We start from the raw sequence: 9,978 nt of genomic DNA, 5'->3' as shown, positions 1-9,978 counted from the left end.
GTCTAGACTGGCAACTGCTTCAAGTAGGGAGCAATCTGCTAGGCTTGAGACTCATCAATTGCATTAGGGCTCGAGCCATGACTCACAAGAAGGCCGTCGAGATGCTCAAGCAGGGAGACGTCAGTGGCTTCAACCAATGGATCAAGGAGCGGCGCAAGAAAGGCAAGAGCAATGTCGATCTGGACGATCAGAATCTCAGTGCGCTAAAGCTCAGCGGTGCCGATCTGCGCAAGGCGCATCTGAACGGTAGCAACCTGCGCAAGGCCGATCTCCAAGGCGCTGATCTGCATGGAGCCAAGCTGCGTCAAGCCGACCTGCGCGGCTGCGATCTGCGTGGTTCCGATCTCGGGGAGGCCGACCTTCGGCGCGCCAAGCTCAAAGGCGCGCGTTTGAAGAAGGCCAAGACCAAGGCTGCTAAAGGGCTCGACTGAGCACCTGAAGCGCTAGCCCCTCTGATCCAGCGATCGCTCCAACCATCACCAGCCCTCGATCGGACTGAATACGCGTTCCTCAGCTTGCTCGAGCTCAGCAAGCCGCCGATAGGCGTCGCGAACCCGCTCGGCCCCATACTGGCGCTCCAATCGGCGCACGATGAAATGGCCGCGAGCCACGTGCTGATAGTGCTGCATGAAGATCAGATTCAACGCTGCCCCGCTCATGGCACCAGCAATCGGCACCATCTGTGCCGCAAACTTATCGGAGACCACCACGCCGAACCGCGCCGCGATGGCACGCACCAGGTTAATGATCGTTGGGATATGCGGCCCATCGGATTTGCCGACATACTCGATCACATTCTCGAAGTGTAGCCCTAGCGTGATCCGCATGCCGTAGTAGCCAACCTCGGCATCCTCGTCGTCGCGGGTTCGGCCACCGAGAGCGAAAACCTGCACACAGGCAAGCCTTGCGTCGGGGTTCTCGCGCAGCCGCTCCCCCTCGCTGACCGCGATATCGGCGATCGAGCGCATCATCAGCGTCGTAGTGATGGGTAGCTCCGCCAGCGTCGACAGTGGGCCAAAGAAGCCGCCAACCGCTCCAGCGCTTGCAGCCATCATCTTATGACTCAAGGTCGATGCGTCACCGGGCCGCGCATCGGGTCGCTCGCCCAGCGACAAGAGCGCCAGATTGAAGGCCTGCAACATGCTTGCCTCGACGCCGCGATCGATGCGCTTGCGCCAGTCGCGGGGCAACAGCTTGAGCCCTTCGCCAATCGGTGAAGCGATCACATCACTGAGCCGCGCCGCGAGCGAGGGATGCTCAAGCTGGCGATAAGACCAGATCAGCTCGCGAGTCGCTTCGAACGGGAGACCCGTTGCGACCGGCACCCTAGCCGATGAGCGATTGTGGGAGCCGTCGATGGACATGACTAAAGACACAGCAGAGTCCGGCGATACTGGCGCTGATCAGCTAAGCTGAAGGCGCAAGAAGGATAGACATTAAGTGTAGACCCCGAAGCCAATAAACACTGTTGCCAAGACGGCATCATGCCAGAGAGAGAAAGCACCCCGCGATGACAACCGAAAACGTTGCCCCGAAACTGGCTGCTGAGCGTCGGCAGTCCCTGATGGTCGAGGAGTTCTTCTACTTCTTTCTTCGGCTGCGCAAGAACGAGGTGCGTCGGGTTGCCCAGCTGGTCGCAGCGCGTTATCCCGAGGATGAGCCGGCCCGCAACGCGCGTCGGTTGATCGATTCCAAGACCAGCTTGTCGCTGCTCGGCGGCGCCCTCCTCAACGCGCCTTGGCTGCTTCCCGGCTTCGGTCAAGCACTGAAGCTCAGCGGTGTGGTAGGCGCCGGCAGCCTGCTTACCCGCATGCATCTGTATCTCATTTTGGAGATCGCGCACCTATACGGCGAAGACATCGACGACAGCGCCCGAGTGCCCGAGATGATCGCTGTGGTTGCTGCCACCGGGCTTGGCGCAGCCGCACCCTCACTGCTCACAACCTACGGCATGAAACCGGCGCTGATGCTTCCTGCCGGCGCGCTTTCGATGGCCACCGTGACCCGTCTGGTTGGCTCGTCCGCAAACCGTTTCTATGCTGCACGCGCTGCGGCTCGCGACAACCCGCAGGGCGCAGTCGCTGACGCAGAGCCGTCCGGCGCTGCTGAGTCTGAGATGCCCGCATAGCCCCGAGCGCAATGCCAGGCGCACAGCGGCGAGAAGGTCTTGGCTAGGCTGGACCCTTCTCGGCTGCAACGGCGTCGTCGCGGCAATAGGCCCCAGAACCCTGATACCGCCAAGAAGCGGTAAAGTCTTTCGCTTACACTGGTCGCCATCCGCGGCTCTCGGCCGCTTGCTGTACCTGAATCGACCTATGCTCATCCCAAATCGTAAGACCAAGATCGTTGCCACAATCGGCCCTGCCTCCGAACAGCGGGAGGTACTCCGTACCCTGATCCGCGCCGGGCTCGATGTGGCTCGGCTCAACTTCTCGCACGGCAATCCTGACTATCACGCCGGGCTGATTGAAGCGATTCGCGAGGCAGCAGACGAGGTCGGTCGTCGGGTCGCGATCATGGGTGACCTACCCGGCCCCAAGATGCGCATCGGCGATCTCGACCAAGAGCCAATCGAGCTCATCCGCGACCAGCCGTTCACGCTGACCACCGAGCCCGACATTGGCCAGGCCGATCGTGTCAGCGTCACCTTCCCGGGGCTGCCCGCTGCGGTCAAGCCTGGTGATCGGCTGTTCCTGAATGACGGCTTCATCTTGCTCAAGGCCGTCGAGGTCACCGAGACCGATGTCATCTGCAACGTTCGCGCGGGCGGCGAGCTCAGATCGCGCAAGGGCCTGAACCTGCCAGGGATCGATCTCGGCATCTCGGCCTTTACCGAGGACGACCATCACTGGCTGCGTTTTGCTGCCGAGCACCAGCTCGACGCGGTCAGCCAGTCGTTCGTCGCTTCTGGTGCTGATATCGAAGCGGTGCGCAATGCGGCCAAGGCGCTCGACTACGCGCCCTTCATCATCGCCAAGATCGAGCGCGCCTCGGCACTGGATAACCTGGACGGCATTCTCGAGACCGCCGATGGCATCATGGTCGCCCGCGGTGATCTTGGCGTCGAGATTCCGATCGAGACCATTGCCGTCGCGCAGCGTCGCATCACTGAGCAGGCCAATCTGCGCGGCAAACCGGTGATCACCGCCACGCAAATGCTCGAATCCATGGTCACGCTGCGTCGTCCGACCCGGGCCGAGGCCACCGATGTGGCCAACGCCATCCTCGGTGGCACCGACTGCGTCATGCTCTCGGCCGAGTCAGCGATGGGCCGTTTCCCGGTCGAATCGGTCGAGATGCTCGCCGCCATCGCCGCCGCCATCGAACCGGAGCGCGACAACCGCCTGCTCGCGCAAGCCTTAGGCGCCTTCGGCGACGGACGCCAGCTGCGCGCCGTCGATCTCATTGCCCGCAGCGTCTACCACACCGTCGAGCGCAGTGCCCCGCAGGCCGTCGTCGTACCGACCCGCAGCGGCAATACGGCCCGCAGCATCGCCCGCTTCCGCCTGCCCTGCTGGGTGGTCGCACTGAGCCCAACGCCGAGCACCTGTCAAGCGCTCAAGTTCTCCTACGGCGTACTCGCTGTCGATGTCGAGAGCGACCTGCCCGATTGGAGCGAATACGTCCGTTGCTGGCTCGCCGACAAGGGCATCAAGGAGGGCTTGGTGCTGCTGACCCAAGGGCCATCGGAAGAGCATCCTTGTGGTAACCATCGGCTCGAGATCCTCGAGCTGAGCCCGGAGCGCAATCCTGCCTGCCAGTAAGCCATCGCCTCGAGTCAGTCATCGAGACATCGGCGCGCCGGAATTCCATTCCAGTCCAGCTTCCTTAAACCTTGAAAGAGCAGTTGACCGCTTCGGAGTGTATGCAAGTGCCTGTGTCTGTTGAGAGCTTGCGCCCATACCGGCGCTCGGCCGTTTGCTGAGTTTCCAATCATACCCATGATAGAGACCGTGACTCCTTCACAGACACCACCACTTGAGCAGCTCGAGCTCGCCATCACTGCATCTGGCCGCCGCATTGCCTTCTCGCAGCTCGGCGACCCCCAAGGCAAGCCAATCATCTATGCCCACGGCTTTCCAAGCTCGCGCCGGGAGGCCTGGCTGGTGCATGCCAGCGCCTGTGAGGCCGGTGCCCGTATCATCAGCCTGGACCGTCCCGGATACGGCGATAGCGACCACGCCCCGGGACGCCTGCTCAGCGACTGGTCGGACGATGTGCTCTGCGTCGCCGACCAACTGGGTCTTGAGCGTTTCGGCCTGATCGGCATCTCTGGCGGAGGCCCTTATGTGTTGGCCTGTGCCTGGCGCCTCGCCCAGGCAGCGCCGGATAGCCCGCAGGGGCGCATTACCGCCTGCGCCTTGGTCTGTCCACTGGGTCCGATCTACCGCAACGAGCAGCTCGAGCAGATGCACTGGGCGGCGCGGCTGAACCTGCGCATCGGCCAGCAGCCCGAATGGATGAGCGGCTTACTGTTCGGCAGCCCGACCACTGCGCTGCTCGAGCACTGGCCGGCGCTGGTCGAGAACACCCGCAGCCTGGCCGCACCGCCCACCGATCGCAGCGTCCTCGCCGACCCCGAGATCGGCGCCATTCTCAATCGAACCATCGCCGACGCCATGCGCAACGGCGCGCCCGGCGCTCGCCGCGATCTGCACCTCTACATGCACGACTGGGACATCCCCTTCGAGCAGATTGTCCTCCCCATCAGCATCTGGCATGGCCAAGCCGACGGCACCGTGCCGATCGAGCACGGCCGCTGGTATGCCGAGCAACTTCCCAATGCCAGTCTTACCGAGCTACCCGGAGAGGGGCACTACTCCGTGCCGTTTCGCTACAGCCGGCAGATACTGAGTGAGCTGATGGCCCAGCTTCCCTGAAAGGTCCCCGGCCTCCACCCCCTTGCTCTCTGAATCGACTCTGTCTGATCGAAGGAGCTGTCGCCGATCGCGGGGCACTGCCTTCACACGGCGGGCCCCGCTGCTTAGGCTCAAGCGGTACCGAGTGCTCTGAGCAGATCTCCACTTTGATTTGACCGCTAGCCAAGTGCCGGCTATGATTTTCGATCTGTCCGCTCCAGGGCACCCCAGCATCGGGCGCGTAGCTCAGTGGGAGAGCACTGCCTTCACACGGCAGGGGTCGCTGGTTCGAACCCAGCCGCGCCCACCATCATGCTAAGACCGCTCCGCCCCATGTAAGTCTCGCTCTCAAGCAGGCCGCTTTCCGACCTCAGACCAACTCAATGGTATGACCATCGGTCAGGGGTACTTGGCCGAGCAGCATCCCGTTCTAGGCTCCGACGGTGCTCGCTGTATGCCTGACCGACCGCCAAATCGGCGAGTTGTTGTTTGCCAAACGCTCGCGCCTGATTTGGTCATACTCCAGCTTCTAGCCCGGAAGCACCTTCTCCTTCACCATCTCGTAATCGAGATTGATGAGCCGTCCTGAGAGCCCTGCGATGGCATCGCGCTCGAACTCGAGCGATTTCCCATCCGGATCAGTGATCCCGGTCGTCGACACACGCACGCTCGGCACCTCCAAGCTGACGGTTACAAAGGCGCCCTCGACGAGAATCGCATCGTCCTTGTCTCGCGTGAAACGGGTGATGCCGTTATCGCGGATGAATTCGCGCGTCTCGCCCTCGCAGAGGGCATCGCAGACGCGATACAGGACATCGAGGAAAGCAAAATCGTCGTGTTGTCTCGCCATACCTAATCCAGCTCCTCGTCGATCGATCTTTGTAACTCGGCATCAGTCTGCCAGCTCAGCCAAGCCGCGACTAGGCTGACGAGCACCGATACGCTAGGCAGCAGCCAGAGCGGACCGCCCAGGCCAAACTCCAGCAGGCTCGCGACCAGACACCAGAGGATCGGGATCGGCATCAGCAGCAGTGCGAATCTTGGACCCAGCGCTGCTGCGAGACCGAGCGTCCCAATCGCGGTTGGAGTCGCCGCACTGCCGAAGAGCGACAGGCCCGACCCAGCCCGTCCGGCGGCAAGCTCGATGAGCGGAAACAGCAGGACGGCGAATGCGATCATGCCATCGGCGATCCAGCGACCGAGCCGCCCTTGAGCGGTTACCGAAGACTGAGCCCATAGCGGATTGCTGATCGTCGGAGTCGGCAGCGGCAAGGCTGCACCGGCGAGCAGGAGTCCGCTCTGCAGCGCGAAGGCAATCGCAAACAGCTCGCCAGCCCAGAGCAGCGGCGCCAGTGTCTTAAGCTGATAGCCCCAGCTGATCCAGAGCCAGCTCAGACCGAGACTTGCCAGCACTAGCCGGATGCGCCAGCTGCTCCTCCGCCGCAGCAAGATGAGGGTGATCAGGCCGATACCAACGCCGGCGAGAACGGCGAGACTAAAGCGCGCGTTGTAGAGGGTACCCAGCCGCTGATAGGTCTCGAGCGAGAACGGCAAGAAGTCGCTAAGCGCGTAGCTCGACCATGCAGCCGGTGGGGGTTGCGCCTCTCTTTGTCGCGATCAGCCGCGGCGAGCAGTTCCCTTGCGCGCCCAGGGCTCAGTCTGATTGCATGCCGTTAGAGTGCGGCAAAATCCTGCGCCATCCGGCGCCGCAGCGCCTCATCCGGCAAGGGCTCGGCGGCAGCAGCCATATTCTCGCGCATGTGGGCGACCTGGCTCGTGGCCGGGATCGCGCAGGTGATCACGGGGTGGGAGACGATGAACTTGAGCAAGGCCTGCGCCCAGCTCTGGCAGTCGATTTCAGCGGCCCATCCGGGCAGGGGTTGGCCTTCCGCACGATAGATCAACTGCTTGCGCTGGAAGGGTCGATTGGCAATCACCGCAATCCCGCGCTCCTGCGCCAACGGCAGCAATCGCTGCTCGGCCTCGCGATCGACGATGTTGTAGGTGAGCTGGACGAAGCCGATCGGCTCGTCGCGCATGATGCGCTCCAGCTCGTCGTGACGACGTCCGTGCGAGGTGGTCACGCCGATATAGCGCAGGCGACCTTCGGCCTGCATCTCTTTCAGCGTCTCCAGGTGGGCCTGCCAGGCCAGCAGGTTGTGGACCTGGAGCAGGTCGAACCGCTCAACGCCCCACAGTCGGCGCGATTCGGCGATCTCGATCGGCCCCGCCGCACCGGAGCCGGTCCAGACCTTGGTCGCCGAGAACAGGCCTTGGGTGTCCTCGAGCCTCGGCAGCACGCGTCCCAGGACGGCCTCGGCCGAGCCATACATCGGGGAGGAGTCGATCATGCCGCCGCCAGCAGCGAAGAAGGCGCGCAGGATCTCGGTGCGAACCGCCAGAGCCTTGGGGTCATTGCCGACATTGAAGGTGATCCAGGTGCCCATGCCGATCACCGGCAATTGCTCGCCGGTGCTCGGGATCGGCTTGGTCAAAGGAGCGCGCTTTACGGCAGTCGCCCAGGGAGGCCCGCCAAGCACAGCTGCCGAACCCGCAGCCAGCTGCAGAAAGTGTCGCCGGTTGAGTCTGCTCTTGGCCAATGGATAGGTCTCCAGATCGACAAGATGTGCGTGCCGTCTACTGCGCCTCGCTCAGTCGAGCGCCGCAGCTTCGAAGATCACATCGTCCAGTTGCTCAAGCACGCTCGGCTGCTGCATCCGACCCCAACGCACGCCGCCGCTGCACCCGGCGTTTCTCGTACTCGACCGCGAACAGGACCGAGGAGGCGACCAGCACGATCAGTATCCAGTGACCAGCGCCCAGTGCGGCGGTCCCGAACAGCGTCTGCAGTGGTCCCCAATAGGTGAAGGCCAGCTGGAACAGAACCAGGAGCACCACCGCGAGCAGTACATAGCGGTTGCCGAACAGGCCACGCAGGTTGAGCACCGGCGCCTCCATGTAGCGCGAATTGAAGAGATAGAAGATCTCGAACATCACCAGGGTATTGACGGCGACAGTGCGCGCATGCTCGATGCTTCCACCCTGCCAGCGATCGAGCAGGAAGAGACTGAAGGTGCCGATCATCAGGATCAACGACACATAGCCAATCCGCCAGAGGAAGGTCGGCGTCAGGACCGGTTGTCGAGAGTCGCGCGGTGGTCGGCTCATCACGCCCGGCTCCGGCGGCTCGAAGGCCAGTGCCAGCGCCAAGGTGACCGCGGTGATCATGTTCACCCAGAGGATCTGCACCGGCGTCAGCGGGAACTCCTGAAAGCCGAACAGGATGGCGCCGAGCACCACCAGGGCCTCGCCGCCGTTGGTTGGCAGAATGAACAGGATCGCCTTGCGCAGGTTGTCGTAGACGGTGCGTCCCTCCTCCACCGCATTGGCGATCGAGGCGAAGTTGTCGTCGGCTAGCACCATCTCCGAGGCCTCCTTGGCCGCTTCGGTGCCGTTGATGCCCATCGCCACGCCGACATCGGCGCGCTTGAGCGCCGGCGCATCGTTGACTCCATCGCCAGTCATCGCGACCACGGTGTCGTTCTCTTGGAGATGCTGGACCAGGCGCAGCTTGTGCTCCGGAGTCACCCGCGCATAGACATCGACCTCGCGCACCCGACGCTGCAGCTCGGCATCGCCCATCGCATCCAGCTCGCGCCCCGTCAGCGCGGTTTCGGTGCTCGTCAGGCCGATCTGGCGCGCGATGGCCCTCGCCGTGGTCGCATGATCGCCGGTGATCATCTTCACCCGAATACCGGCCTGCTGACAGACGCGAACGGCGGCAATCGCCTCCTCACGCGGCGGGTCCATCAGCCCGAACAGCGCCAGCAGCGTCAGCCCTTGCTCGACATCCTTGAAATCGAGCTGAGTCTGGTTCGACTCAGCCGGCTTCACCGCCACCGCCAGCACGCGTTGACCGGCTGCGGCCATCGTCTCCATGCGTCGTTGCCAGTCCTCCAGGTCCAGGGGGCGATCGCCATCCGCGGTCCGTTCGCTGACGCAGCGCTCGAGCACGGCCTCGGGCGCTCCTTTGACAAAGATGAAAGACTCTGAGGCGTGGCTGTGATGTAAGGTCGCCATAAACTTATGGCTCGACTCGAACGGGATCAGGTCGGTGCGCGGTAGCTCTTTGGGCAGCAGCTCGGTATCCACTCCAGCCTTGACCGCCGCGACCAACAGCGCGCCTTCCGTCGGGCCGCCGTGGAGTCGCCATTCACCGTCACGCTGTTCTAGCGAGGCATCGTTGCAGAGCGTGACCCCGCGCAGCGCTTCGATCAACAAGGGATCGATCCGCGCGTCGATCGGCTCATCATCGGCCAAGAAGACCCCGTGCGGATCATAGCCGGTCCCGGTGAGGCGCAGATCGCGCGCCTGAGTGGCCACCGTGCTGACGGTCATCTCGTTGCGGGTTAGGGTCCCGGTCTTGTCCGAGCAGATTACGCCGACCGTGCCCAGGGTCTCCACCGCTGGCAGCCGCCGGATGATGGCATTGCGGCCCGCCATGCGCTGCACACCAATCGCCAGGGTGATGGTCATGATCGCCGGCAGCCCCTCTGGGATCGCCGCCACCGCGAGCCCAACCGAGGCCAGGAACATGTCGGCCGCGCTGTAGTCGCGCACCAGGAGCCCAAAGGCAAAGCTGGCCGCAGCGATGACCAGGATCGCAGCCGTCAGCCAACGCCCGAATTGAGCCATCTGCCGCAGCAGCGGCGTGGTCAGCTGCTGCACGTCGGCGACCATCGCGCTGATGCGGCCGATCTCAGTGCTGGCGCCGGTTGCGACCACGATGCCCGTGCCCTGCCCGTGCGTCACCAGGGTGCCCGAATAGGCCATGCAGCGCCGATCGGCGAGCACCATATCGGTCGCCAGCGGATCGGTGCCCTTCTCGACCGGCACCGACTCCCCGGTCAGCGCCGCTTCCTCGATCTCCACAGCCTTGGTACGCAGCAGGCGCAGATCGGCGGGCACCTTGTCGCCCGATTGCAGCGCAACCAGGTCGCCCGGCACCAGATCGGTCGCCTCTAAGGTCACGAGACGCCCATCGCGCCAGACCCGCGCATGCGGTGAGAGCATGCCGCGAATGGCCGTGAGCGCGTCCTCGGCCTTGCCCTCCTGCACG

General features: G+C 63.6%; 9 protein-coding genes and 1 tRNA gene. 5 read left to right on the top strand and 5 right to left on the bottom strand.

All coding sequences use genetic code 11. The annotated features are described in order from the left end of the window. The first annotated feature begins 77 nt into the window (after window positions 1–77). On the top strand, window positions 78–431 hold the full coding sequence (locus tag ACY693_RS09090; protein WP_462321509.1) for a pentapeptide repeat-containing protein: 354 nt from the start codon (window positions 78–80) through the stop codon (window positions 429–431). A gap of 45 nt (window positions 432–476) precedes the next feature. Here ACY693_RS09090 and ACY693_RS09085 read toward each other — a convergent pair whose 3' ends face one another. Next, window positions 477–1,364 carry an EcsC family protein gene (locus ACY693_RS09085; RefSeq protein WP_462321508.1) on the bottom strand — a complete coding sequence of 296 codons (888 nt, stop codon included), beginning with the start codon at window positions 1,362–1,364 and terminating at the stop codon, window positions 477–479. A gap of 146 nt (window positions 1,365–1,510) precedes the next feature. On the opposite strand from ACY693_RS09085, the gene ACY693_RS09080 reads away from it, so the two are divergent. The 4 genes from ACY693_RS09080 (at window position 1,511) to ACY693_RS09065 (ending at window position 5,169) form a co-directional block, all read left to right on the top strand. Continuing rightward, a complete protein-coding gene (locus ACY693_RS09080) occupies window positions 1,511–2,128 on the top strand; it encodes a hypothetical protein (RefSeq protein ID WP_462321507.1) in 618 nt (205 codons plus the stop codon). A 187-nt stretch (window positions 2,129–2,315) separates the two neighbouring features. Beyond that, on the top strand, window positions 2,316–3,764 hold the full coding sequence (gene pyk, locus ACY693_RS09075) for a pyruvate kinase (RefSeq protein ID WP_462321506.1): 1,449 nt from the start codon (window positions 2,316–2,318) through the stop codon (window positions 3,762–3,764). A gap of 189 nt (window positions 3,765–3,953) precedes the next feature. After that, window positions 3,954–4,880, top strand: a complete 927-nt coding sequence (locus ACY693_RS09070) for an alpha/beta fold hydrolase (RefSeq protein ID WP_462321505.1) — start codon at window positions 3,954–3,956, stop codon at window positions 4,878–4,880. 214 nt (window positions 4,881–5,094) lie between these two features. Further along, window positions 5,095–5,169: transfer RNA gene (locus ACY693_RS09065), tRNA-Val, on the top strand. 219 nt (window positions 5,170–5,388) lie between these two features. On the opposite strand, the gene ACY693_RS09060 is transcribed toward ACY693_RS09065, so the two are convergent. The 4 genes from ACY693_RS09060 to ACY693_RS09045 form a co-directional block, all read right to left on the bottom strand. Next, the gene (locus ACY693_RS09060; protein WP_462321504.1) at window positions 5,389–5,709 is read right to left on the bottom strand and encodes a hypothetical protein; all 321 of its coding nucleotides are present in this window, start codon (window positions 5,707–5,709) and stop codon (window positions 5,389–5,391) included. 2 nt (window positions 5,710–5,711) lie between these two features. Then, window positions 5,712–6,413, bottom strand: a complete 702-nt coding sequence (locus ACY693_RS09055; protein WP_462321503.1) for a DUF6064 family protein — start codon at window positions 6,411–6,413, stop codon at window positions 5,712–5,714. 119 nt (window positions 6,414–6,532) lie between these two features. After that, complete coding sequence (locus ACY693_RS09050; protein WP_462321502.1) at window positions 6,533–7,459, bottom strand: aldo/keto reductase; 927 nt, start codon at window positions 7,457–7,459, stop codon at window positions 6,533–6,535. A 94-nt stretch (window positions 7,460–7,553) separates the two neighbouring features. Continuing rightward, window positions 7,554–9,978: cation-transporting P-type ATPase (locus ACY693_RS09045; RefSeq protein WP_462321501.1), on the bottom strand; the 2,425-nt coding region annotated here is incomplete at its 5' end.

It is taken from the genome of Halochromatium sp., from assembly GCF_054919635.1.
The sequence above is the reverse complement of the archived record's forward strand: the minus strand, read 5'-3'. Positions and strand labels throughout refer to the sequence as shown.

Excerpts from the sequence above, each read along its gene's own strand:
- ACY693_RS09090 (WP_462321509.1), top strand. The coding sequence starts at position 78 with ATGACTCACAAGAAGGCCGTCGAGATGCTCAAGCAGGGAGACGTCAGT.
- ACY693_RS09085 (WP_462321508.1), bottom strand. The coding sequence starts at position 1,364 with ATGTCCATCGACGGCTCCCACAATCGCTCATCGGCTAGGGTGCCGGTC.
- ACY693_RS09080 (WP_462321507.1), top strand. The coding sequence starts at position 1,511 with ATGACAACCGAAAACGTTGCCCCGAAACTGGCTGCTGAGCGTCGGCAG.
- pyk (WP_462321506.1), top strand. The coding sequence starts at position 2,316 with ATGCTCATCCCAAATCGTAAGACCAAGATCGTTGCCACAATCGGCCCT.
- ACY693_RS09060 (WP_462321504.1), bottom strand. The coding sequence starts at position 5,709 with ATGGCGAGACAACACGACGATTTTGCTTTCCTCGATGTCCTGTATCGC.